Raw genomic sequence first — 24,766 nt, 5'->3', positions numbered from 1 at the left:
GCTAACTCTGCCTTTCCGTCATGGTCGGGCTTGACCCGACCATCCAGCACCTCTGGCATGGATCCTCGGGTCAAGCCCGAGGATGACGGAAGCGCGTGTTGCCTCTGCCTTAAACGCGCTCGATAACCGTCGCCGTGCCCATGCCCGCGCCGATGCAAAGCGTGACGAGCGCGGTGTTCAGATCGCGCCGCTCCAGCTCATCCAGCACCGTGCCGAGGATCATCGCGCCGGTTGCGCCCAGCGGATGACCCATGGCGATGGCGCCACCATTGACGTTCATCCGGTCGTGGCTGATATCGAAAGCCTGCATGTAACGCAGCACCACGGCGGCGAAGGCCTCGTTGAGTTCGAAAAGATCGATATCGGCGAGCGACATTCCGGTCTTTTTCAAAAGCTTTTCGGTCACATCCACCGGGCCGGTGAGCATCAGCGCCGGATCGGAGCCGATATTGGCGAATGCCTTTATGCGTGCGCGGGGCTTAATGCCCATCGCCTCGCCGCCCGCCTTCGAACCAACCAGCACGGCGGCAGCGCCATCGACGATGCCGGACGAATTGCCGGCGTGGTGGACGTAGTTGATGCGCTCCACTTCCGGGTGGGCCATGATGCCGACGGCTTCGAAGCCGCCCATTTCGCCGGGCATCTGGAAGGACGGATTGAGCGAGGCAAGCCCCTGCATATCCGTGCCGGGGCGCATATGCTCGTCACGGTCGAGGATCGTCAGACCGTTTGAATCCTTCACCGGAATGACCGACTTGTTGAAATAGCCCTTTTCCCAGGCATGCGCTGCGCGCTTCTGGCTCTCGACGGCATAGGCATCGACATCGTCACGGGAGAAGCCGTATTTGGTGGCGATGAGATCGGCCGAGACGCCCTGCGGCATGAAGAAGGCCGGGAAGTTGACCGAAGGGTCCATGTACCAGGCGCCGCCCGACATGCCCATGCCGACGCGCGACATGCTTTCGACGCCACCGGCAATGACGATATCGTCAGAACCGGCCTTGACCTTGCCGGCTGCGAAGTTGATGGCATCGAGACCCGAGGCGCAGAAGCGCGAGATCTGCATGCCCGGCGCCTTGTTCGAATAACCGGCCTCGAAGGCGGCAGCCTTCGGGATCACCGCGCCGGCATCCATGACAGGATCGACGCAGCCCATGATGATGTCATCGACAGCGGAGGTGTCGAGCCCATTGCGGTCGCGGATGGCTTCGAGCGTCTTGGCGGCCAGGCGAACGGAAGGCACCTCATGCAGGCTGCCATCCTTCTTGCCGCGTCCGCGCGGGGTGCGGACATGGTCGTAAATGTAAACGTCGGTCATAAACTCTCTCCCTGCGGCGTGTTTACCGCCAACCTTCTCAGAATGCTTCCGCAGCCAGTTCCATCATGGTGTCCGCGCCGGTTTCGATGCGGGCCTTGCGCAGCGCCGTTTCCGGCATGATGCGCTCCATATAAAACTTCGCCGTGACAAGCTTGGTCTTGAGGTAATCCTCGTCCGAAGCGCTGCCTGCCGCAAGCGCTTCGCTGGCGGCTTTCGCCATGCGCGCCTGCATGTAGCCCAGCACCACGATGCCGAAGAGATGCATGTAGTCGGTCGAACCAGCACCGGCATTGTCGGGCTTGGCCATGGCGTTCTGCATAAACCACATGGTTGCGGCCTGCAGGTCGTTCAAGCCCTTCTTCAGGCCCTTGGTGTAAAGGGCGAGTTTTTCATCGGCGCGGTTTTCCTCGCAGAAATCGCCGATTTCCTTGAACAGCGCCATCACGGCGCGGCCGCCATTCATGCCAAGTTTGCGGCCGACCAGATCGAGCGCCTGAATGCCGTTGGCACCTTCGTAGATCATGGTGATGCGCGCATCGCGGACATATTGGCTCATGCCATGTTCTTCGATGTAACCATGGCCGCCGAAGACCTGCTGCGCCATCACGGCGTGGTCGAAGCCCTTGTCGGTCAGCACGCCTTTCAGGATCGGGGTCACGAGGCCGAGCAGGTCGTCCGCCACTTGGCGCTGCTTTTCGTCGGCGGCGCGGTGGGCGATGTCGGATTGCAGCGCGGTCCACAGAAGGAAAGCACGGCCTGCCTCATTATAGGCCTTGATGGTCATCAGCGTACGGCGGATATCCGGGTGCACGATGATCGGATCGGCCTTCTTGTCCGGGAACTTGGCGCCCGAAAGCGAACGGCCCTGAATGCGCTCACGGGCATATTCGACAGCGTTCTGATAGGCGATCTCGCCGACCGAAAGCCCCTGCAGGCCGACGCCGAGGCGAGCCTCGTTCATCATCACGAACATGGCCGAAAGGCCCTTGTTCTCCGCGCCGAGCAGATAACCCGTCGCCTCGTCATAGTTCATGACGCAGGTGGCATTGCCGTGAATGCCCATCTTGTGCTCGATGGCACCACAGGTGACGCCATTGCGCTCGCCGAGCGTGCCATCGTCCTTCACCAGGAACTTCGGCACGATGAACAGCGAAATGCCCTTGGTGCCATCAGGAGCGCCTTCGATGCGGGCAATCACCAGATGCACGATATTGTCAGTCATGGAGTGTTCGCCGGCGGAGATGAAGATCTTCTGGCCGGAAATCTTGTAAGTGCCATCGCCCTGCGGCACCGCCTTGGTGCGCAGCAGGCCGAGATCGGTACCGCAATGGGGTTCGGTGAGGTTCATGGTGCCGGACCATGTGCCTTCCACCATCTTTGGCAGATAGGTTTCCTTCTGCTCCTGCGTACCGTGCACGAGGACTGCGGCAATCGCGCCCTGCGTCAGGCCAGGATACATCATCAGCGACAGGTTGGCAGACGACATATATTCGCCGATCGCCGCATGCAGCGTATAGGGCAGGCCCTGCCCGCCAAATTCCTGGGGAACGGCAAGACCGATCCAGCCGCCTTCGCAATAGGCGTCATAAGCCGCCTTGAAACCGTCAGGCACGGAAACCGAACCGTCGTCCGCGCGCTTGCAGCCCTGTTGATCGCCGGAAAGGTTGAGCGGGAAAAGTCGCTCTTCGGCCAGCTTCGCCGCCTCGCCGGTAATGGCTTCGATCATGTCAGGGGTTGCATCTTCAAAGCCGGGCAGGTTGTTATACCGCTCGAGGCCGAGAACGTCGTTCAGGATAAAAAGCGTGTCTTTGACTGGGGCCTTGTAAACAGGCATTACCGATGTTCCTCCGCATCGTGGTGCCGGAGACATCCGGCGGATATGGGATGACAATATTTGACGTGCGCGTAAACGTCAAATAAATTTCAACGGAATGTCGCCGATCCTTTCTCCCAAATGGCTGCTCAGCCCGGTGCAGTCTGCCCCCGCGCCACAAAAGTTAAAAAATTCCAACCATAGTTAACCACTTCTTTACCACGTTTCGTGAATTCTCCGACAAGAGGTAACTGCTTCGTTCATCGGCGCATTTTCCTCAAAAGGGGGCGAATACCGGCTCTGGAATTGCTGCATGTTGCAGCGACGGCATGCACAGGCAGGCAACGTCGCAACAACAACCGGGCATAGCGGGCGGAAGCGAAGCGAGCGAGAAGATGAACGGATTGCGATCGAATAACCAACAGCCAAGCGACAGATCGTCTCTTGATGCTCTCAATCGCACCATTGAAGGTCTTGAAGCCCGTATTGAGGGGCTGATGAGCCAGAAGTTTCCCCGCGAGCCGCGTGCAAACCTCGCGCCCGAGCCGAAAGGCGAGGCTTACGCCGCGCCGCGCGAGCCACGCGCCACGGTTACCCCGCCGCAACTTGACCCCGTCAACGAAATCCGCCAGCGCCAGCGCCTTCTCGAGGCGAGCTTCCAGCGCCCGCAGGAACCCGTTGCGCGCCCCGAACGGACAATTAACCGCCCGCTTGCACCGGAATATCGGCCCAACGTTCAGAACACGGCGGCCAACCCCGCTCCGCGCGCACGTTCCATTCCGCCCTATCAGGAACCGCAGCGCAATGACGCCGCCCTGCAGGAGATCGCGCAGGCGCTCGTCAATCTTCGCCATGAGCTGAAGCACGATATCTCCGAGGGCGTGGCCCGCGAAGCGCAGGGCCTGCGTGCAGAAATCCGCAATATCCGTGCGGTGGCGGAAGACCAGCAGTTCATCGGCGACCTGCGCGATGACATCGCAAGGCTTGCCGGCAGCATCGACCAGCTCGGCAACCTTGCATCTCCTGACGCCTACGGGCTGCGCAACGAGTTCGAAGACCTGCGCCTCACCATTGACCAGTTGGCGCGCGAAGACAGCGTGCACCGGATCGAAAGCCGCTGGAATAATGTGGAAGACACGTTACGCGGTTTCGATGCGACCTCATTGCAGGATGAGATCGTGGCGCTCGCCTATCGTCTTGATGACATCAAGACCCAGCTTGGCGGCATGAGCAACAATCCGGCCGTGCGCGTGCTCGAGGAAAAGCTGATTGCGATTGCCAGCGCCGTGGAGCAGCTCGGCAAGCATATGCAGCCCAATGAGGCCGCCTTTACCGAACAGTTTTCCGGTCTCGACCAGCGGCTGGACGAAATCAGCCGCGCCATTGCCGCGACCAATACCCGCTCCAACACGCAGGCGACGGATAATGCGCTGGCGCAGCGGCTGGAAACCCGTCTGAACGGCCTTGCCGAACAGCTCGGCGATATCAACCGCCTTGCCGCCGCAAAGCCCGAGCCGGCGATGGACCTGACTGCCCGCCTTGAAGCGCTGTCCGGCAAGATCGACGAACTCAGCACCGCCCGCGACGCCGCCCAGCTGCATGATCGGCTCGACCAGCTTTCGCTGCTTATGGAGCGGTCGCAGCGCCCCTCCCAGCAGGCGGAACTGACATCCTTCCTCAGCGATATCTCCCGCAAGATCGATGCGCTGGATCATGGCGCCGTCAATGACGGTCTGGCAGAACGGCTCGATACGCTGTCGCGCCGCATTGAAGACCTCGATTATCGCTACAGCCAGCCGCAGCCGGCATCGGGCCTCAGCGAAAGCGCCTTTTCGCGCCTGGAAGAGCGGCTCGGCAATATCGCGGCGCGTCTCGACGAGACCGCCCATGCGGCCCCCGCCGATAGCGGCGCGCTCACGAGCCTCGAAAACCAGATCGCCCATCTTTCGACACTGATCAGCCAGCCGGTGCAGATGCAGGCAGCAGGCATGTCGCCGGAACTCGATGCCCGCATGGCGGCGATCGAGGATTATATGGCGTCCAACGATGAATATATCATCGAAGCTGCACGGCAGGCCGCCGAAGCGGTTCTGGACGCCTATACTCGCAACAATCTCTCGGCCGGCGCAAACCTTGCCGACATGACGATGCTGACCGATCTCGCAACCGATCTGCGCAGCCTCGAAGCCTTGAGCCGCAATACCGAAGAGCGCACGCACCGCACGTTTGAGGCGCTGCATGAAACGCTGGTGCAGATTGCCGGCCGTCTCGACAGCCTGGACAACGCTCCCGCCTACCGCGAAGAGGCCGCGCCCCGCAAGGTTGCGCAGCATATGGTCACGCCCGCCCGCGAAGAAGTGGCGATGCCAGCCGCCATCTTCCCGGAAGAAGGTTATATCGCTGAAGAACAGGCCATTCTCGACGCCGACGAAAACGAAGCGGATGCGCTGGCCGTTGTGCCGCCTGCCGCTGCAAAACCCGCCAAGGCGGAAAAGAAGAGCCTGCTTGCCGGCCTGACGAAACGGTTCAAGACCAGCACGGCAAAAACCGTCAAAGCTGCTGAAGAGCCGGTCCCGGCCTCTTCTACCCGCACGCAGGTGGAACCCGCCCCGTCGCTCGACCCGATCGACGTGCTGCCGGCAGGCCAGGAGAACGAACTTCTGGAGCCGGGTTCGGGCGCACCTGACATCAAGAAGATACTGGAACGCGTACGCGCCAACCAGGTGGCTGCCAGCGGCAAGGCCGTAGATGCCGAAGGACGCACGGATTTCATTGCCGCCGCCCGCCGCGCAGCACAGGCTGCGGCCATGGAAACATCGCCGGAAAAGCTCGAAACCGGCAAGAAGAGCCGCAAGGCCGACACGTCGGCGCTGTCGCGCTATCGTCGCCCGCTACTGCTTGGTATCGGCGCCATTCTTCTCGCCATGATGGCCATGCCACTCGTCAAGACGCTGATCGGCGGCGCGGAAGCCCCGGCACCTGTTATCGAGCAGAAGATGGACAATGCACCGGTCTCGGCACTTCCCGAAACCGGCGACAAGGCCGTGACCATTCCCTCCGATCTCGCCATCGATCCCGAGCAGGCGGCATCGGCCGACAGCATCGAGAATAATGCGCCGGCGCAGAACAGCATTGATGCCCGCACCATTGGCGGCGCACCGCTCGCAGACGAGCCGCCGGTTGCGGATGCGCCGGTCGTGGACCCGGCAACGCCAGACACGGTCGCAAAGAGTGAACCGCAGGCTCCGACGCAAACTGTCACCACCGTTGTTCCACCGCAGGACGCCATCGCGGTTCCCGCCGGCATCGAACCCGCATCTCTGGCCGAAGCGGCTGCCAAGGGCGAAACGCAGGCGCTGTTTGAGATCGCCGCACGCTACACCGAAGGTCGTGGCGTTGCCGCCGATCGTGCGGAAGCGGCGAAATGGTACAAGCTTGCGGCGGATCGTGGCCTGGCGCCTGCGCAATACCGTCTCGCCAATCTTTACGAGAAGGCGAACGGTGTGGAGCGCAACCTTTCCGAGGCCAAGCGCTATTACACGCTGGCCGCTGAACAGGGCAATGCCGGCGCCATGCACAATCTCGCGGTCCTGCTCGCATCCGACGCGGCCGGCCAGCCGGATTTCACCGCTGCGGCGCAATGGTTCATCAAGGCTTCGGAACTCGGCGTGCGCGACAGCCAGTTCAACCTCGCCATTCTCTATGCCCGCGGCAGCGGCGTTAAGCAGGATATCGAAGAATCCTACAAGTGGTTCGCGATTGCCGCCAAGGATGGCGATGCGGACGCCGCCCAGAAGCGTGACGAAGTTGCCGGTGCAATGAACCCGCAGCAGCTTCAGAGCGCCAAGGCCAAGGTGGACGCATGGAAGGTCAAACCGCTTTCGGAAGACACCAACAGCGTCAACCCACCTGAAGAATGGGCTGGCAAGGACGGTGTGAAGACCGCCTCCGTGGACATGGAAAAGGCGATCCGCAACATTCAGGCGATCCTGAACAAGAACGGCTTCGATGCCGGCCAGCCGGATGGCAAGCTCGGCAAGAACACTGTTACCGCCATCAAGGATTTCCAGAAATCCGTCGGTCAGGCGCCCGACGGGCGCATCACCAACGAACTGGTGACTGCGCTGCTTGCCCGCAACAAGTAAGCCTTCCCGAACCGGTGAAGCGGCCGCCGTGGCCGCTTTTGCACCACTCGGCGCAGGAATGTGGCTGGCCATCGACACACAACCGCTATCTTTCCAAATTATCAACGTATTTACCGTTGAATGTTGACAGGTCAGGCCCTCGCGGGCATGACGGATGAAGGCTGGGCATGCCCGGTCTTTTCAGACAGAAAGTGTAAATCGCGGCGCGGCCCCCTCACCCGGACAAGCCCTGCCGCCCGGAACCATTTGCCCGAGGTCCGAGCCGTGACTGTCTATCTGCCGATCGCAGAACTGTCGGTGAACATTTTCATCATTCTCGGCATGGGCGCGGCCGTCGGTTTTCTTTCCGGAATGTTCGGCGTGGGCGGTGGTTTTCTGATCACCCCGCTGTTGATTTTCTACAATATCCCGCCAGTAGTGGCCGTGGCGACGGGTGCCAACCAGGTGGTTGCCTCTTCGGTCTCCGGCTCGATCACGCATTTCCGGCGCGGCACGCTGGATATCAAGCTCGGCAGTGTACTGCTTGTCGGCGGCCTGGTCGGGGCGACGGTCGGCGTGTGGATATTCTCCTTCCTGCGCAGCATCGGCCAGCTCGATCTCATCGTTTCGCTGCTCTATGTCATCCTGCTCGGCACCGTTGGCGGGTTGATGCTGAAGGAGAGCATTTCGGCGCTGCGCCGCGCCGCCCGCAACGAAACCGTAACGCTGCGCCGGCCGGGCCATCACAACTGGGTGCACCGCCTGCCGCTGAAGATGCGGTTCAAGAAATCGAAGATCTATCTCAGCATCATTCCGATCGTCACCCTTGGTTTTGGTATTGGTATCCTCACCTCGATCATGGGTGTCGGCGGCGGTTTCATCATGGTGCCGGCGATGATCTATCTTCTGCGCATCCCGACCAATGTCGTCGTCGGCACATCGCTGTTCCAGATCATTTTCGTGACCGCCTATACGACCATCGTTCAGGCGGCGACGAACTATTCCGTCGATGTGGTGCTGGCCTTCATCCTGATGGTGGCGGGCGTCATCGGCGCGCAATATGGCGTGCGCGTTGGGCAGAAGCTGCGCGGCGAACAGTTGCGCGCACTTCTTGCCCTTCTTGTCCTCGCGGTTGCCCTTCGTCTTGCAGTCTCGCTGGTGGTGCGCCCGGAAGACCTGTTTTCGGTTGCCGTGGGAGGGCTGGGCTATTGACCTCTCGCCTGCTCATCGCCGCCCTTCTGCTCTTGCCGTGCCTTGCCTTTGGCAGCATGGCCTCCGCCCAGACACCGCCGCTTGCCCTGCCTCCCGGCACGCAGCAGCGGTCATTGCTGGAAAATATCGAAATCGGCGCATCGACGACGGAAATTCCCATCGCCTCCGATTTTCGCGGTGCGGATTTCACTCTCTTCGGTGCGCTAAACAATACCGACCAGCTGCTGCTGGCGATCGGCCAATATGACATTGTCGTCACGCTCGAAGGGCCGACCGACTATATGACCGTGCGCAAGAAGGAGCGCGTGGCGGGCATCTGGATCAACACCAGTGCGATCACCTTCACGCCGCTGCCGGAATCCTATTCCATGGCCAGCACGCGTGACATCACGGATATCGCCTCGCCCGGCACCTTGCGGGCCATGGGGCTGGGTGTTGACCATCTGTCGCTCAAGAGCGCGGTATTTTCCGGCGTACCGGACAATGTCTTCGATTTTCAGGAGGCATACCGGCGCCTGAAGCTTTCCAGCGGCATCTACCGCAATGACACGACCGGGGTGAGACTTGAGCGCACCGGCCTGTTCTGGGCGACGCTTCGCCTGCCCGCCAACGTGCCGAACGGTGTGCACACAGCGCGCGCCTATCTGTTCAAGAGCGGCAAATTCATCGCCCAGCGCGAGCTGAAACTGCGTGTCGTAAAGACGGGCATGGAACAGGCCATCACCGATGCGGCGCATCAGACGCCGCTTGCCTATGGCGCGCTCTGCGTTCTGCTGGCCGTCGTGACCGGCTGGGGCGCCAGCATCATCTTCCGCAAGGACTGAACGCTTTTTCATCGCGAAAAAGAGAGCGTTTGCCGCCCGCAGCGGCAAAGATAGCATTCGCTTCCTTTAACGGTTTGCGGTAAAATTCAAGGCGTTACAACCACGCACCCAGACAGTGGCGGCCAGCGCGGTTGTGACCGGGATGAAAAGGAGAAATGTCATGTTCAAGCACATTCTCATTCCCACCGATGGCTCGCCGCTGGCGCAGATCGCAATCGACCAAGGGTTCGCTCTCGCCAGAGAGGCAGGCGCAAAGGTGACCGTCGTGACGGTATCGGAACCCTTTCACGTGATTGCGAGCGACGTCGAAGACATTGCCGCCATTGCCGAAGAGGAATTCCACCGATGCGAGGAGGCGGAGCATCTGCTGCGCGATACGCAGGCGCATGCCGCCGCCATGGGACTGGATTGCGAGGCACTGCTGGCGCGAGCGGGACGGCCGGACGAGGCGATCATCGAAATCGCTGACAGGACCGGCTGCGACCTCATCGCCATGGCCTCGCACCGGCGCAGGAGCTTCATCGAGATGCTGCTCGGCAGCGTCACGGCAAAGGTGCTGAAGAATTCGAAGATACCGGTGCTGGTTTACCGGCAATAGAGCATTTCCGTCAAAAGCGCGTGGCGGTTTTACGTCCGGACGATGCGTAAAAGCGAAGACATAACGGCGATGATACGCTCAGCCGAGCAGATTTGAGAACCGCACCGAATAGATGCGGTCCCGTCCCATCAGATGCGCGACGAGCGCCGCATGATCGAACAGGCCACGCATGGCCTTGTGGCGCAAATCCAGCCCGCCGCTCATCACCCCGAATGCCGGCATCAGCAGACGCGACCCATCCGTGGCGAAACAGGGCCGCCGCACCGTCTTCTCGCGGCGGCGGACTGTAGCGGAGGGATGCAGGTGCCCGGCGATTTCCCCGGCGGCATCGCCCAGCTTCGGTTCATGGCGGAAGGTCAGATTGCCGTAAAACATCTCGTCCACCGAAGATCCCGGCAGATCGACGGTACCGTCAGGATCGTGATTGCCGTTGATCCATATCCATTCGCGGCCACGCGCCATCTCGCGGATAAGTTCGCGCAGCATCAGCGGCAGGTGCTGCGAACCAACGCGATCGTGGAAATTGTCGCCTAGGCTGACGACGATCTTCGGATCATAGCGGCTGACAAGGGATGACAGGATCTTGAGCGTCGCAATGGTATCGTAGGGCGGCAGCATCCGCCCGCGCCGGGCGAAGGCCGCACCCTTTTCCAGATGCAGATCGGAGACGACGAGCAGCGACAGGTCCGGCAGGTAAAGTCCGCCGAGCGGATCGCACCAGGCGGCGACGCCATTGATGGCGGTTTCGCTGCCAAGACATTCGAAGCCGTTCGAAAATCGGTCGCTCAGTGTCAGCCGGCTCAGCACTTATCGTTGTTCCTCTATTCAGTCCGATGTTTCAGGACATGGCCTCGGCGATCAATTCGTCGGCGGCCTCGGCCAGCACATCGTCCATCGCCTCGCCCGCCACCGTCTCGCGGCCAATTTCCAGCATGACCGGAACGGCAAGCGGCGAAACATGTTCCAGCGCGCGGTGGGTGGTGTGGCCCTTGATTCGCTTCAGCATATCGCCAAGACGGCCAATGTCCAAAAGCCCCGCCGCCGCATCGCGCCGCGTCGCTTCCAGCAGGATATGATCCGGCTCATGGCTGCGAAGAACGTCATAAATAAGATCGGCGGAGACCGTGACCTGTCGACCGGTCTTTTCCTTGCCCGGATGGCGGCGCTCGATAAGGCCGGAAATCACGGCGCAGTTGCGGAAGGTGCGCTTCAGCATGAAGGATTCATCCAGCCATGCCTCCAGATCGTCACCCAGCATGTCCTCATCGAGAAGATCTGCCAGCGACAGGCGGCGGGATTTCAGCCGTCTGCCGATATCCTCCATGGCCCAGATGGCGAGCGAATAATCGGTGGCGACGAAACCCATGGGTTTTGCTCCAGCCCGTTCCAGCCGCCGCGTCAGAAGCATGCCCAGCGTCTGGTGCGCCAGCCGCCCCTCGAAGGGATACATGACCATGAAGAAACGCTTGCGGAAAGGGAAGGTCTCAACCAGCAACTCGTCGCGCTTCGGAATGATCGATTTTTCCTTCTGGATCGCCAGCCAGTCGCGCACCTGATCCGGCAGCGCGTGCCAGCGGGCAGGATCGGCGAGCATGGAGCGCACCTGATCCGCGAGGTAGGTGGAAAGCGGAAACTTGCCGCCGGCATAGGAGGGGATTTTTGGATCCATGGAGAAGGCCTGCGACACCAGACATTCATTCTCCCTGATGCCTTCAAACCGCAGCACCTTGCCGGCGAAGAGGAACGTATCTCCCTGTACCAGCTGCTCGAGGAAATGTTCTTCCACCTTGCCGAGCGACATGCCGCCGCGCCCGACCGTGCCCTTGGCATTGCGCTTGACCATGCGGACATTCAGTTCCGCCGCCTCGACGATGGTGCCAAGATTGAGGCGATATTGCTGCGCGACCGCCGGATTGGAGACACGCCAGCGGCCATCCTTCATCTGGCGAATACGGGCGTAACGCTCATAGGTCCGCAGCGCATAACCGCCGGTGGCGGTAAAATCCACCACCCGGTCAAAGGTGGCGCGCGGCAGGTCGGCATAGGGCGAAGCGCTTGTTACTTCACGATAGAGCTCTTCGGCATCGAAAGGTTCAGCGCAGGCCATGCCGAGTACATGCTGGGCGAGGACATCCAGCGCGCCTTCAGCAATCGGCGGCGTATCCTGTGCACCGATGTAATTGGCATCGAGCGCTGCCCGGCACTCCATCACCTCGAAACGGTTGGCGGGAACGAGGATCGCTTTTGACGGCTCGTCCATGCGGTGATTGGCACGGCCGATGCGCTGGGCAAGGCGGCTTGCGCCCTTCGGCGCGCCGACATGCACAACGAGATCGACATCGCCCCAGTCTATGCCGAGATCGAGCGTGGATGTGGCGACGACAGCGCGCAATTTGTTCTCCGCCATGGCCGCTTCCACCCTGCGGCGCTGACCGGCATCCAGCGAGCCGTGATGCAGCGCTATGGGCAGATTGTCGTCATTGATGGTCCAGAGTTCCTGGAAAATCCTCTCCGCCTGCGAGCGGGTGTTGACGAAGATCAGCGTTGTCTGGTGCTCTTTCAGCGCCGGATACAAATCCTTCATGGCATAGCTTGCCGAATGGCCCGACCATGGGATGCGTTCTTCCGTCTGCAGAATGGCGATATCCGGTTTTGCGCCGCCTTCGACCGTGATGAGACCGGCCGGCGGTTCGCCCTGTCCCTGCGGTGCGAGGTAACGGCGCAGATCCATTGGCTCCGCCACTGTGGCGGAAAGGCCGATGAAGCGCACATCTGGCGCATGTCGGCGCACCCGAGCGAGTGCCAGCGACAGCAAATGACCGCGCTTGGAGGTGACGAGCGAATGCAGCTCGTCCAGCACCACATATTTCAGGTCACGGAAAAAGCGTTCCGCTTCCTTGTTGGCAAGCAGCAGCGACACCTGTTCGGGCGTGGTCAGCAGAATATCGGGCGGTTTGACCTTCTGGCGCTGGCGTTTGGCCTGCGGCGTGTCACCCGTGCGCGTTTCGATGGAAATCGGCAGGCCCATTTCGAAGACGGGCTTCGTGAGGTTGCGCTCGATATCCACGGCAAGCGCCTTCAGCGGCGAAATATAAAGCGTGTGCACACCGACGAAACCGGCGCCCGCCGGCACCTTGCCACGTTCCGCCAGATCCGTGAGCGAGGCCATGAAGCCGCCGAGCGTCTTGCCGGCACCTGTCGGCGCGATCAGCAGCATGTTTTCACCACCCCGCGCCCGCGCCATCAGCTCCAATTGATGCGCGCGCGGAGACCACCCTTTTTCTGCAAACCATTTCTGGAATGGAAGGGGCAAGGTGCCGACATGCGTGCCGGAAGTGGGAGACTCGGTGTGTTTCACACCTTCAAGGTAGTGAAAAAGCAGCAAAAAAGAAGGGCGGAACATAGCCGCTTGACAGGAAACCATAATCATGGATAAATAATATCCACGATACTGAAGCAACAGGATATGGGAAAGACCGATGAAACTCGGCGATGGCGTGGAACAGGCCATTCACAGCGTGGGCATGCTGGCGGGACTTTCCGAAGGCGCCGTGCTGTCCGCAGCGGCGCTTGCGGAATTCCACGGCGTTTCCACGAGCTACCTCCTGAAGCACCTGCAATCACTGTCGAGCGCGGGAATTGTCGCCACCGTGCCGGGGCCGAAGGGCGGTTATCGTCTCGCCCGGGCAACCGACAAGATCACGCTGCTCGATATCGTGCTGGCGGTCGAGGGGCCGCAGCCAGCCTTCCGCTGCGCCGAACTCCGCCAGCGCGGGCCGAACCCCTTGCCGGGACGATATTTTACCAAGCCTTGCGGCATCAATGCCGCGATGCTGAAAGCGGAGAAGGTCTACCGGGCGGAACTTGCCAAGACCAGCATCGCCGACATTCTGGGTGATCTTGCTGCCAATGACGATGGCGGGATTGCCGCGCGCGGCTGCGCCTTTCTGGAGTTGAACGAGCGCAAGACGATGACGCGCTGAAACCCGAAAAGACAGAACAACCGACAAACCCGCCAAGCCAATACCGGTGAGCCCGACAGCTTTCCGGACCGATACCGCATACCCTCAAATAGACCCCAACCACTGGAGAGACCGATGAAAACCCGTATCAACTATGCCAAAGCATCCCCCGAAGCCTTCAAGGCCGTGATGGCGCTGGAAAACTATGTCCAGAGCAGCGGCCTTGAGCGCCGCTTCGTTCACCTCATCAAGCTGCGTGCCTCGATCATCAACGGCTGCGCCTTCTGTGTGGACATGCATGTCAAGGAAAGCCGCCATGACGGTCTTGCCGAACAATGGATCAACCTGATGAGCGTCTGGCGGGAATCCACCGTTTATACCGAACAGGAGCGGGCACTGCTCGGCTGGGTGGATGCGGTGACCAAGATTGCCGAAACCGGCGCGCCGGATGATGCCTTCGAAACCCTAAAGGCGCATTTCTCGGACGAAGATATCGTAAAGATCACGGTTGCCATCGGCGCCATCAATACATGGAACCGCATCGCAGTGGGCTTCCGCTCGCAGCACCCGGTGGATGCGGCTGCGAAAGCAGCCTGACCTTTCGATCTAAAAAGAACGACCGCTACATGGCGATGTAGCGGTCGTTTCTGTGATTGACGGCAAGGGTAAGGTTCATGACCAGCGCGCCGAGGATGGAGCAGAGGATGACGAAAGGCGTCGCGACGAAAAAGGAGCAGGCCAGCACCATGCCATCAAAAGCGAGCTGCACGAGGCCGGCACGCCAGCCGAAACGATCCTGCAGATAAAGTGCCAATATGCCGAAACCGCCGAGGCTGGTGCGGTGGCGAAACAGAGCCAGCATGCCGGCGGCAACCGTCAATCCGCCGAAGAGTGCAGCTGCAATCGGATTGATGCTCTCAAAAGCGAAAAAGCCCGGCATGTATTCGGACAGCAGCGCCGTCATGGCGATGGCGCAGAAGGTCTTGATGGTGAAGGCAAGGCCGAGGCGGCGGAAGGCGAGATAATAAAACGGCAGATTGGCGAGAAAAAACAGCGCGCCGAAGCTGAAGCCGCTGGCGTAATGCGCCAGAAATGCGAGACCCACCACACCACCCGTGAGGAGACCCGCAGCGGAAAACAGCGTGACGCCGAGTGAAATCAGCATGCTGCCCGCCAGAATGGCCTGCGCATCTTCCAGCAGCGAATGGCGATCGGGCGCCGACGTCCAAAGGTTCAATCGCCTGCGCGCGCTGGTATCGTCCATGCATTTTCCCCTGACTTGCCAGATATGGCCCGATCTGGCCCCACCTTGCCCAGCTATTGCGCCGAAGCCCGATGAATTTCAAGCGCTCTGCTTAACGCACGACGATGTATCTGTCCGAGCGGTGGTTGATGGCGAGGAATATGTTGAGAACGAAAGCGCCGACGATCGAATAAACCACCGTAGCCGAATCGATGACGAGGAAAGCGCAGAGCATGACAAAGGCGTCGAATGCCAGCTGGATGAGGCCGGCGCGGATGCCGAAGCGGTCCTGAATATAGATGGCGAGAATGCCGATGCCGCCGAGGCTGGCGCGATGGCGATAAAGCGCCAGTAGCCCATAGCCCAGAAGCAGACCGCCAAGCAGCGCCGCCCAGAGCGGATTGATGCTGTCGATGACCATCCAGCGCGCCTCCACTTCCGTCAGCACAGAAACAAGGCCGATGGCGATGAAAGTCTTGAACGAAAAAGCGAGACCGAGGCGGCGGAAGGACAGGTAATAAAAGGGCAGGTTGACGAGGAAGAACAGGAGGCCAAAACTGACGCCGAAGGCATAATGAATGAGAAAGGCGACGCCAGCGGTGCCGCCGGTCAAAAGGCCGACTTTGTTCAGGAGATAAAAGCCGAGCGCCGAGACGATGGCACCGGTGACGATGCCCTGCACGTCTTCCACCGGCGCATGTCTGGCCGGATCGGAACTCCACATGCTGTAAACGCTTCTCGTTCTGCTCACGCTTTTTCCCTCAGATTTCCGGCATATTTTGCACTGCAAAAAATACCGGATCAAGATGGATATGTAAGCAAGGCTGACCTATCGCGAAAAAGGCAAGAAAAGGAATGTTCAGCCTCTGGCGCGGGCAAGAAAGAGAATGCCGGAAAGGGGTTTTCCGGCATCCTTGCGAATGGTGGTTTTGCGGATTTCGATAAGGGAAAAGCCCGTCCGCTCCAGAAGGTCGGTCACGTAGCTTTTGGAATGGGCGTAACGAAGGGATTCCCGCAGGATGAACCCTTCTTCATCTCCCGCATCCTCCACCGAGAAGGCGAAAAAGCCCGATGGCTTGAGCAGGGCGGAAACGAGCGGCATGACGGTTTCGAGGCTGCCGAGATACATCATGACGTCGGCGGCGGCGACGAGATCGGCGCGGTGGCGCGCAAGTGTCGGGGTGAAAAGTCCGGAGGTCTCTTCATCCAATGAAAGATCGGCCTGGTCGAGATGATCGTAGAGATCCTTTTCCTCGGCCTTGGCCAGCATGTTCTGCGAAATATCGAACCCCTCCAGCCGTTTTGCGAGGGAGCGGATCTCGACACCAAGAAGACCGGTACCGCAGCCGATATCGACAATGGTGTCGAAGACGCCGCCTTTCGCCTGCCCGTCGATCAGTTCCGCCAGTTTTTGCGGCACGCTGTAATCCAGCTTCTCAACAAGCGAGGTTTCGAAGCGGTCGGCATAATCGTCAAACAGCCCTTCCACATAACGGCTCGGCGGCTGCTCGGGTGTTTCGGCGGCGCCGAGAACCGCAAGTTTCAGTTCGGCTGCAAACAGCCCTTCCCTATCCAGCTCGGCGACTTTTTCGTAAGCCGCCACCGCTTTTGCGGTCTCGCCCGCCTTTTCGTGATATTCCCCGAAGCGAAACCATCCCGCCGTCCACCGTGGCGCCAGTTCAAGCGCCTGTTCCATAAGTTCGGCGGCGGCGGGATAATCACCGCCTTCCGCCAACATGCGGGCATAGTCGGCCCGGCGGTCGGCAATGACGTCACCGGAAGAAAACTGGTTTGGGGCCATCAATGATTCCTGAGAAGATGCCGGCTGTCATTTATCAAGCCATAAAAAAACTCAAGTCCTATTTCATGGCACCCGCGTGGAATTGGCTGATATGGCGCGATATAATGCGCGAAAACTTGCATCGAAGCGGTCCGTTTCATATGTCAGGACAAAACAGGAGACTTGCTGATGGCCGGTGAGGTCAACAAAATGCTGGGTGATACGGTGGCCCGCACCGTGGTGAAGCTGCTGGTGGTTTCGCTGCTCGTCGGTTTTCTGATGGCGATCTTCGGATTGACGCCGTGGAACATCATCTATAGCGCGCGCGATTTCGTCGTCGACCTGTGGCGCAGCGGTTTCCATGCGCTGGGCGCAATCGGCGACTACCTGATCCTCGGGGCCACGATCGTCATTCCCGTTTTCATCATCCTGCGCCTGCTGAGCTATCGCCGCTGACATGACCAATACATCATCACTTCAGACGCTTTCCCGGCGCGGCTTCGTGCTGATTTCCGCCGGCTCCGTCCTTTCCGCCTGCGTTTCCATGCCCACCAACAAGGGAATGCCATCAGGCACCCGCGATGAGACGGCGGCGGCGCTGCCGATGGTCAATGACCTGCGCCGCTCGAAGGGGCTTTCACCGCTTTCGATCAATGGCGCGGCAAGCGGTGCAGCCGCCTATCAGGCCGGCCGCATGGTCAAGGCGCAGAAGATGGCGCATCTGATTGGCCTCACCGACAGTTTCCTTATCCGCATGAAGGATGGCAAGGTGCCGCTTCCAGCAGCGGAAAACGTGGCCGCCGGACAGGACAGCGTCGAGCGTGTCGTCAAGGCCTGGATCGGCTCGCAGCACCATCTTGAAAACATGCTCGGGCCTTATAATGGCCTTGGCGTCGCGGTTGCCTATGATGCCGCCAGCCGCAACCGGCCCTATTGGGCAATGGTGCTCTGCGCCTGATCAGATGACGGAAGCGGGGTTCACGGGCAGCCAAGTCGCCGCGCCCCTACCCCGCTCCGGAATCAGCCGAGCTTGCGGTCGGCCCAGCGGTCTACGGTGCTGTCGCGCAGGTCACGAATAGACTGCACACCCTCACGGGCGACCAGTTTCGACAGGCCTTTGACGATGGCAGATGGCAGGCCCGGGCCTTCATAGACCATGCAGGAATAGAGCTGTACCAGATCGGCCCCTGCCCTCACCTTCTCCAGCGCGGTTTCCGCGGACGATACGCCGCCGACACCGATAATCGGCAGATTGTCGCCGACGCGACGGCGCATCTTGGCGAGAACCGTGGTCGAGAGTTCGAACAACGGCTTGCCGGACAAGCCGCCGGCCTCGCCTTTGTGCGGACCGGGCCGCAGGCCTTCGCGGGAGAGCGTGGTGTTGGAGACGATCAAACCATCGAGATCATGGGCGAGCGCTTCTTCGGCAACGTCATCCATTCCCTCTTCAGTCAGATCGGGCGCGATTTTGAGAAAGACCGGAATGCGTTTGCCAAAGCGCTCAGCCTGCGCCTTGCGACGTTCAAGCACCGCAACGAGAAGTGCGGCAAGGCTTTCACGCGCCTGCAGGTCGCGCAGGCCGGGCGTATTGGGCGAAGAAATATTGACGGTGAAATAGGACGCGACCGAATAAAACGCCTCGATGCCCTGCACGTAATCGGCAATACGGTCTTCGCTATCCTTGTTGGCGCCGATATTGACGCCGACGATGCCCCGCAGGCTCGCCTGCTTCAGGCGCTCCAGCGCTGCGGCATGGCCTTCATTGTTGAAACCGAGGCGATTAATGACGCCTTCATCCTCAACCAGACGGAAGATGCGGGGTTTCGGATTGCCGGATTGCGCTTTCGGCGTGACGGTACCGATTTCCGTGAAGCCGAAACCGAGCCGCAGAAGCGGCCCCGGCACTTCGGCGTTCTTGTCATAACCTGCCGCCATGCCGAGCGGATTGGGAAAGACGAGACCGGCAACGGTCTGTTGCAGGCGCGGATCATGCGGCACCATGCACGTGGGCAGAAAGCCGCTTTTCAGCGCGGCGATGGACAGTCCATGCGCCTTTTCCGGATCGACCAGAAACAGGCCCTTGCGGCCAACAGAGGAAAATAATCCGCTCATCATAAAATCTCCGGAAACTGGTGCTGGCCATCATGATCGAGTGAGAGCGGCGTTTCCCAAAGCACGGCGCTCAAGGGAAGCGGGGCATAGAGGTGGGGGAAAAGATCGCCGCCTCTGGAGGGCTCATAGACCAGCCTGTCGCCCAGCGCTGCGCCGTCGACTGCAATCAGAAGCAGATCGACCTGGCCGGAAAAATGCCGCGCGGCGGTCTCGGCCACCTGTTTCGCCGTCGAAAAATGAATAAAGCCGTCGGTCAGGTCGATAGCCGCACCTTCGAACACGCCTTTTGCCCTGGCTGCACTCCACAACGTCTCCGGCACGATTTTATAGATGATCGCGGGCGTTTCCTGCATAGGGCTCTCCAAGGCTTTCCACTCAGCGGGATTTGCCGCAAAGCTCGAAGATTGTCCACAGTTTCCACGGCATTTTTATTGCGGAGAGCTTCAAAGGCCACCTCCCCACAAGCTTTTTCTTGTAATGCGCAAGCGATTGGCGCAACCTTGAGCGGAGGAGCCGGGCGCGTTTCGACCGCCGGCAAGGGAGTGCACCAGTACCCGCGAAAGAACCGCATAACGCCCTTGGGAGGGGGCCAGAATGTCGGAACTTGTCATTATTATTGCAGATGATCACCCGCTTTTTCGCGGCGCCCTCAAACAGGCCGTATCCGGTCTTGATGGGCAGCAGACCATTGTGGAAGCGGGAGATTTCGAAGCCGCCCGAAGCGCTGCAACGGCACGCCACGACGCCGATCTGATGCTTCTCGATCTCGCCATGCCGGGAGTTAGCGGATTTTCCGGCCTGATGGCGCTCAGGGCGGAATTTTCCAGCCTGCCGATCGTCATCGTTTCGGCAACGGACGACGCAACCACCATCCGCCGATCCATCGAGCTCGGCGCTTCCGGTTTCATTTCCAAATCCTCCGGTATCGATGATATCCGCGATGGTATCCGCGCGGTGCTGGAAGGCGATGTCTGGATACCGGCGGGTCATCAAGGCGAAAAGGAACAGGATTCGGATGTCGCCGATCTCATCGCCCGGCTCAGAACGCTGACGCCGCAGCAGAGCCGGGTTCTCGGCATGCTGGCCGAAGGGTTGCTGAACAAGCAGATCGCCTATGAGCTGAATGTTTCGGAAGCCACCATCAAGGCGCATGTCTCGGCGATCCTCCTGAAGCTCAAGGTCGACAGCCGCACACAGGCCGTCATCCAGCTCGCCAAGATAAATACATCGGCCATGGTGGCGTGAACCAAGGATTTTATTCCTTTCCTTTCTTTACTCCAGGCTGGATATAGTCTAGATTCCGGTGGGTAAACGACAGGAGCTTTTCCGCCACCGGCTCCATCTGCGGGCTTTCTATCATGCTTTCACACGAGACGATCTGGAGCGCCATCGATACGCTAGCCAAGCGTCATGAGCTGACACCATCAGCACTGGCAAAACGTGCCGGTCTCGATCCCACCTCGTTCAACAAGTCGAAGCGTTTCGGCCCGGACGGACGCAAGCGCTGGCCCTCGACGGAATCCGTATCAAAGGTGCTGGAGGCAACGGGGGCGAGTGTCGATCAGTTTTTCGGCTATGCTTTTGGCAAGGCGCAGGCCATGCAGCCTTCCGGTGCCGACAACGCCATTCCGCTTCTCGGTTTCGCGCAGGCCGGTTCCGGCGGTTTTTTCGATGATGGCGGTTTTCCGGCGGGTCAGGGTTGGGATGTGGTGGAGTTCCCCTCGTCCCCCGAACGCAAACAGGGCGTCTATGCGCTGGAAGTGCAGGGCGAAAGCATGATGCCGCTTTACCGCGACGGCGATATCCTCATCGTGGAACCGGGCGCGCAGGTGCGGCGCGGTGACCGTGTGGTGCTGAAAAGTCGCGACGGTGAGGTGATGGCCAAGGTGCTGGCGCGGCAAAGCCCCAAGAACATCGAGCTTCTGTCGCTCAACCCCGAACACCCGAACCGCAGCTTCGACATGGCCGATGTGGAATGGATCGCCCGCATCATCTGGGCCAGCCAGTAAGCGCGCGGGCAACGAACCGCTGGCGCTATACCGAGCACAATACCTATTCAGAGACCGAGCGCATTTGCGGCGGCATCCACCGTCATGACTTTCGCCCCTCCGGACATCGCCCGGCGCACAAGACTTCGAAGCCTCTCTTCCGGGCAACCGTAAAAACTCGGCGTGGTCGAAACATCATGGGTGAAAATGATGAGCCAGCCGCCATTTTGCAAAACATCCTCCAGCCAGCGGTCAGCGGCATCGAGATAATTTTGATCCGACCGCAATTCGACGGCGGCAAGATTATGCGGATCGACGCTGCCACGATTGATGCCGGGCATGATGCCGCGGGCGGTTCTAAACCGGCGCCGCAACAGGGGCTGCATGATTGGCGAGGCCATGCCGAAAGGAACGGAGAAATTCTGCCTGTGCCGTTTTTTGTCGTACGATCCTAGCACGCGGTCATTGCGGTCGAAATCTTCTTCAAGCCCGCGCCGTGAAAAGCTCGATAGTTTGCGGTGGGAATAGGTGTGGCAGGCAAGCTCATGGCCGGCGGCTGCAAGCTCGGAACAGCCCTTTGCGGAAATCATCTCCTGCTGTTCATAATGCCCGTCGATAAAAACGCCCGCGATGTAAAATGTCCCGCGAACACCCTCATCCTCCAGAATGCGGGCGCCGCTCGTCCAGGCACTCGCCGGAACATCGTCAAATGTGAAGGAGACGATCGGCTGCGATGTTTCGATCCGCACCGCCGGTCGCGAAAAATACCGCACGAGCCGGTTATTGACCCGGTCTGCAATCGTTCCGATTTTTTGCGTCATACCCAGCCCCCCGGCCTGTCAACGAATTACTGCCCCTGTTCAAGTATGTCGTAAGCCTGATGCCTCAGACAATAAATTGCGATCAGAAGAGACGACCAGATAGGCCCGGTTCCGGTAAAGAAATTACTCTCAAGACACGAAGAAAGTAAGGCATACACCCAGATTCGTCCAAAAAGCCGCGTCAAAGCCGGGTCTGTACCGCGGTCCACCGCCGTGCGAAAATCATTTGCGGGAATGATGACGAGCCAAATGACTGTCAGGATGAAAGCCGGCAGGCCGCCATTCAGCAGACTTTCGACATAACCATTATGGGCGTGAAAGGCCGTGACCGCCCAGGTGCCGGCAATATCGGCCTGCGATAAAAGCCGGTCGCTCGTCCAGAATGCCTGGAAACCCTGGCCGAAGATCGGCGATTGCGCAAAGGTGTCGAAGGACAGGCGCCATATGTCCGTTCGTCCGGTGAAGGTGGAATCGATGCCCAGGCTTTCGACCAGATTCTGTATGCTTGGAAAATAGGTGGAGCCGACCGCGACGATGTTGAGAAATGTGAGGAGGCCGCCGATCATCAGCAATGTCCGGCCGGCATGTCTTTCCATGATCCAGATCAGCGCGATGGTGACGGGCAGCAGCATCGCGGCGGTTTTCCCGTTGGTTTTCCAGAGGAAGAACCCTGCCAGCAGCGTGATCGCAATGCCGCCGACCGTTGACCAAGCGTTGCGCAGATAAAGCCCGACCATGAAAAGAATGATCATGGCGGGCGCGGCGGCGTTCTTGTGGTTGAAGATGCCTCGCCAGTCGCCAGCAAGCGCTTTTTCCTCAAGATCATAAGGCTGGTGGACCGCGCGCGCGCGCAGGAAGATCACCCCGAAATAGCAGAGCGCAAGCAGAATGATGGCGAAGACGGCCATCATCCGGTCAAACTGCCGCCGGTCCCTTGGCATGACCACAAGGACACTGGTGATGAAGCACAAAAGCGCCGTGAAGATCAGGCGTTGCAGCGAGGTGCCAGGCCCCGCCCCAAGCACCGAGCAGATCACCAGCCAGGCAAACAGCAACAGGATGGGCAGACGCGGCCGCAGCAAAAGCCCCGTCAGCCGGTGGCGCAGGGCAAACACCCCTAAAATCAGCGCGATCACCAGTCCAGTCAGCTGGTTTGCAGCGGCGTGCGGCACAGGCGGAGCGGCAAGGTTCTCAAAAGGCGCTACCGAAATCCATATATAGAGCATCGTGACGACGAAAAAAATCGCGTCGCGACGGCCGCCCGAAAGGGACATGGCGCTGCTTTCCGCAGAAATGGACTGCGTATCAGCAAAACGCGGCATGGTCGCCTGCATCGGGAGCGGAAAATCGGATCATTGGCCTGCCTTGTGACGAACAACAAAACCCTTGTGAAACCGGGCCATGTCCAAATAACCATAAACGGTCATTATCATCATTATTGTGCAATTGCTTTAACCCTCTCTTACCTCAAGAAGGCTAAGACAGGAGAAACTGCCATTCATTCGGGTTATTGGCATTCAGATTACTGGCCGATCACCGGCTTTTTCAGTTCGCGAAATATTGCAAGGCAGGGCGGTCATTGTTGAACTTGCCCGGCAATGTCGAAAAAACATGGAGAATGAGGTGTCGTTGAATACGCCGCGGTTCGGCCATCTAGTCAGACTGGGATTGACCTACATGGCATCCGGCGGGGCATTGCTGATGTCCAGCGCCGCCCAGCTTTTGACATTTGCCCTGCTCGCCCGCCATCTCGGTGTCGAACAATTCGCGCTTTACGCCTCGATTACCGCCGTGACCAATCTGGGTGTGCAGATCTGCGGTATCGGCTCGCAGGAATCGCTCATCCGCCGCGTGGCGCAGGATCGCAGCATGTTTCCCGTCATGCTTGGCCACAGTTACCTTTTGAGTGCAGCCACAGGTGTGGTGCTGACCATCATCGGCATGCTAACGATCCCGGTGTTTTTCCCGACCTCGGAAACATTGCTGCACACGCTCATCACCACCTTCCTGATCCTCATCACGAACCTCGTTCTTTTGAAGGTCATTTCGCTTTCCACACAGAGCTTCATCGCCCATTCCGACTTCGCCTCGGCCAACAAGCTGGAAGTGATGTTCGCCGTGGCGCGCACGATTGCCGCCGTGGTCGCCTGTCTCGTTTTCAAAGTGGAAACGGTGGAGGCCTGGGCTTTGTGGAACCTCGCCGCCCACACCATTGCGGCGGTGATTTCCGTGAAGGCAATCAGCAGGCTCGGCAGGCCGGTATTCCGGATTGTGCGCGATGAAATCCGTATCGGCATTCTGTTTTCCACGCAGTTCCTGTTCAAGGCCGTGCGCGGCAATGCCGACATTCTGGTTCTCGGCGCTATTGCCAGCGCCGAGGTCCTGGGTAGTTATTCCATTGCCCGGCGAATTCTCGACAGTTCCTATCTTTCCGTTGAGGCGCTTAACCGCCTGATCTATCCGGGTTCGGCCTCCGCCGCCCTGCAGGGCATCAGCAAGACGATAGAACGTGCCTATAATGTGTTGAAGGCTGCTCTCGTCATCGCAGCCGGCAGCGCATTGGCGATCTTCATCATCGCACCATTCCTGCCCCTCTTGTTCGGCGACGAATATGTTTCGCTGCCCATCATCACCCGGGTTCTCTGCTGGGCGGTGATACCCATGGCTGTTGCGGCGACGGCGCTTGAAGCGCTTGGTGCATCAGGGCGGCAGGATATTCGCGCCAAGATATGGAACAGCGGTAACCTCATCGGTTCCGTCGTCGTCGCGCTTGCCACCTGGTCTTTCAGCATTTCAGGAACGATCGGCAGCTATTTCATGGTGGAGACCGCCATTGCCGCTGCGGTGTGGATCGCGCTTTTGCGACTGCGCCGTAATGACGAGGCGTTTGCCCCCGCGAAATAGGATGTAACGCCACGGGCGATCTGAACCGGATCGACACAGAAACTATCGTCATCCGCAGCGTTTGCCA

22 protein-coding genes are annotated in these 24,766 nt (G+C 59.8%); 11 read left to right on the top strand and 11 right to left on the bottom strand.

Annotated elements, in window-relative coordinates; genetic code table 11:
- Positions 1-109 precede the first annotated feature (109 nt).
- Together PL640_RS01995 and PL640_RS01990 are read right to left on the bottom strand one after the other, a co-directional pair.
- A complete protein-coding gene (locus PL640_RS01995; RefSeq protein ID WP_269698740.1) occupies positions 110-1,318 on the bottom strand; it encodes an acetyl-CoA C-acetyltransferase in 1,209 nt (402 codons plus the stop codon).
- Positions 1,319-1,355: 37 nt separating this feature from the next.
- Positions 1,356-3,152: an acyl-CoA dehydrogenase C-terminal domain-containing protein gene (locus PL640_RS01990; protein ID WP_271360652.1), complete on the bottom strand. Its 1,797-nt coding sequence runs from the start codon at positions 3,150-3,152 to the stop codon at positions 1,356-1,358.
- Positions 3,153-3,526: 374 nt separating this feature from the next.
- On the opposite strand from PL640_RS01990, the gene podJ reads away from it, so the two are divergent.
- The 4 genes from podJ to PL640_RS01970 all read left to right on the top strand — a co-directional run bounded on the left by podJ (position 3,527) and on the right by PL640_RS01970 (position 9,889).
- Positions 3,527-7,276, top strand: coding sequence for a cell division protein PodJ (gene podJ, locus PL640_RS01985; protein ID WP_271360651.1), 3,750 nt, complete (start codon positions 3,527-3,529; stop codon positions 7,274-7,276).
- A gap of 264 nt (positions 7,277-7,540) precedes the next feature.
- Complete coding sequence (locus PL640_RS01980; RefSeq protein WP_046800536.1) at positions 7,541-8,467, top strand: sulfite exporter TauE/SafE family protein; 927 nt, start codon at positions 7,541-7,543, stop codon at positions 8,465-8,467.
- Positions 8,464-9,291, top strand: a complete 828-nt coding sequence (locus PL640_RS01975; protein WP_142841060.1) for a TIGR02186 family protein — start codon at positions 8,464-8,466, stop codon at positions 9,289-9,291. The genes PL640_RS01980 and PL640_RS01975 overlap by 4 nt, the downstream gene beginning before the upstream one ends.
- 160 nt (positions 9,292-9,451) lie before the next feature.
- A complete protein-coding gene (locus tag PL640_RS01970; RefSeq protein ID WP_006313302.1) occupies positions 9,452-9,889 on the top strand; it encodes a universal stress protein in 438 nt (145 codons plus the stop codon).
- Positions 9,890-9,967: 78 nt separating this feature from the next.
- On the opposite strand, the gene pdeM is transcribed toward PL640_RS01970, so the two are convergent.
- Both pdeM and PL640_RS01960 read right to left on the bottom strand, forming a co-directional pair.
- The gene (gene pdeM, locus PL640_RS01965) at positions 9,968-10,696 is read right to left on the bottom strand and encodes a ligase-associated DNA damage response endonuclease PdeM (protein WP_271360650.1); all 729 of its coding nucleotides are present in this window, start codon (positions 10,694-10,696) and stop codon (positions 9,968-9,970) included.
- A 31-nt stretch (positions 10,697-10,727) separates the two neighbouring features.
- A complete protein-coding gene (locus PL640_RS01960) occupies positions 10,728-13,319 on the bottom strand; it encodes a ligase-associated DNA damage response DEXH box helicase (protein ID WP_271360649.1) in 2,592 nt (863 codons plus the stop codon).
- 49 nt (positions 13,320-13,368) lie between these two features.
- Between PL640_RS01960 and PL640_RS01955 the strand changes: the two genes are divergently transcribed.
- Both PL640_RS01955 and PL640_RS01950 read left to right on the top strand, forming a co-directional pair.
- Positions 13,369-13,872 carry an RrF2 family transcriptional regulator gene (locus tag PL640_RS01955; RefSeq protein ID WP_271360648.1) on the top strand — a complete coding sequence of 168 codons (504 nt, stop codon included), beginning with the start codon at positions 13,369-13,371 and terminating at the stop codon, positions 13,870-13,872.
- Between the two features lie 114 nt (positions 13,873-13,986).
- Positions 13,987-14,448 carry a carboxymuconolactone decarboxylase family protein gene (locus PL640_RS01950; RefSeq protein WP_142841052.1) on the top strand — a complete coding sequence of 154 codons (462 nt, stop codon included), beginning with the start codon at positions 13,987-13,989 and terminating at the stop codon, positions 14,446-14,448.
- 25 nt (positions 14,449-14,473) lie between these two features.
- Here PL640_RS01950 and PL640_RS01945 read toward each other — a convergent pair whose 3' ends face one another.
- The 3 genes from PL640_RS01945 to PL640_RS01935 form a co-directional block, all read right to left on the bottom strand.
- The gene (locus tag PL640_RS01945) at positions 14,474-15,115 is read right to left on the bottom strand and encodes a YitT family protein (protein WP_046800530.1); all 642 of its coding nucleotides are present in this window, start codon (positions 15,113-15,115) and stop codon (positions 14,474-14,476) included.
- 91 nt (positions 15,116-15,206) lie between these two features.
- A complete protein-coding gene (locus tag PL640_RS01940) occupies positions 15,207-15,845 on the bottom strand; it encodes a YitT family protein (RefSeq protein ID WP_371338171.1) in 639 nt (212 codons plus the stop codon).
- A 108-nt stretch (positions 15,846-15,953) separates the two neighbouring features.
- Positions 15,954-16,895 carry a class I SAM-dependent DNA methyltransferase gene (locus tag PL640_RS01935; protein ID WP_271360647.1) on the bottom strand — a complete coding sequence of 314 codons (942 nt, stop codon included), beginning with the start codon at positions 16,893-16,895 and terminating at the stop codon, positions 15,954-15,956.
- A 168-nt stretch (positions 16,896-17,063) separates the two neighbouring features.
- Here PL640_RS01935 and PL640_RS01930 point away from each other — a divergent pair, with 168 nt between their 5' ends.
- Together PL640_RS01930 and PL640_RS01925 are read left to right on the top strand one after the other, a co-directional pair.
- Positions 17,064-17,330 carry a DUF6460 domain-containing protein gene (locus PL640_RS01930; protein WP_046800527.1) on the top strand — a complete coding sequence of 89 codons (267 nt, stop codon included), beginning with the start codon at positions 17,064-17,066 and terminating at the stop codon, positions 17,328-17,330.
- Position 17,331: 1 nt separating this feature from the next.
- Positions 17,332-17,832, top strand: coding sequence for a CAP domain-containing protein (locus tag PL640_RS01925; protein ID WP_142841051.1), 501 nt, complete (start codon positions 17,332-17,334; stop codon positions 17,830-17,832).
- A gap of 62 nt (positions 17,833-17,894) precedes the next feature.
- Here PL640_RS01925 and PL640_RS01920 read toward each other — a convergent pair whose 3' ends face one another.
- Positions 17,895-18,986 (bottom strand): quinone-dependent dihydroorotate dehydrogenase, encoded by a 1,092-nt coding sequence (locus PL640_RS01920; protein ID WP_269698756.1) that lies wholly within the window; start codon positions 18,984-18,986, stop codon positions 17,895-17,897.
- Positions 18,986-19,339 (bottom strand): DUF952 domain-containing protein, encoded by a 354-nt coding sequence (locus tag PL640_RS01915; RefSeq protein WP_142841049.1) that lies wholly within the window; start codon positions 19,337-19,339, stop codon positions 18,986-18,988. Before PL640_RS01915 ends, PL640_RS01920 begins: the two co-directional genes overlap by 1 nt.
- 241 nt (positions 19,340-19,580) lie before the next feature.
- On the opposite strand from PL640_RS01915, the gene PL640_RS01910 reads away from it, so the two are divergent.
- Positions 19,581-20,231: a response regulator gene (locus tag PL640_RS01910; protein ID WP_142841048.1), complete on the top strand. Its 651-nt coding sequence runs from the start codon at positions 19,581-19,583 to the stop codon at positions 20,229-20,231.
- Between the two features lie 113 nt (positions 20,232-20,344).
- On the top strand, positions 20,345-20,995 hold the full coding sequence (locus PL640_RS01905; RefSeq protein WP_271360646.1) for a S24 family peptidase: 651 nt from the start codon (positions 20,345-20,347) through the stop codon (positions 20,993-20,995).
- Positions 20,996-21,042: 47 nt separating this feature from the next.
- Here PL640_RS01905 and PL640_RS01900 read toward each other — a convergent pair whose 3' ends face one another.
- Together PL640_RS01900 and uppY are read right to left on the bottom strand one after the other, a co-directional pair.
- Positions 21,043-21,795 (bottom strand): polysaccharide deacetylase family protein, encoded by a 753-nt coding sequence (locus PL640_RS01900; protein ID WP_271360645.1) that lies wholly within the window; start codon positions 21,793-21,795, stop codon positions 21,043-21,045.
- Positions 21,796-21,821: 26 nt separating this feature from the next.
- On the bottom strand, positions 21,822-23,117 hold the full coding sequence (gene uppY / locus PL640_RS01895; RefSeq protein ID WP_271360644.1) for a Wzy-type polysaccharide biosynthesis protein UppY: 1,296 nt from the start codon (positions 23,115-23,117) through the stop codon (positions 21,822-21,824).
- Positions 23,118-23,406: 289 nt separating this feature from the next.
- Here uppY and uppX point away from each other — a divergent pair, with 289 nt between their 5' ends.
- Positions 23,407-24,699: a Wzx-type polysaccharide biosynthesis protein UppX gene (gene uppX, locus PL640_RS01890; protein WP_271360643.1), complete on the top strand. Its 1,293-nt coding sequence runs from the start codon at positions 23,407-23,409 to the stop codon at positions 24,697-24,699.
- The last annotated feature ends 67 nt before the right edge of the window (positions 24,700-24,766 follow it).

This window comes from Agrobacterium sp. ST15.16.024, assembly GCF_027956545.1.
Classification (GTDB): Bacteria; Pseudomonadota; Alphaproteobacteria; order Rhizobiales; family Rhizobiaceae; genus Agrobacterium; species Agrobacterium cucumeris.
Note: the sequence above shows the minus strand (reverse complement) of the source record. Positions and strands in the feature narration are given on the sequence as shown.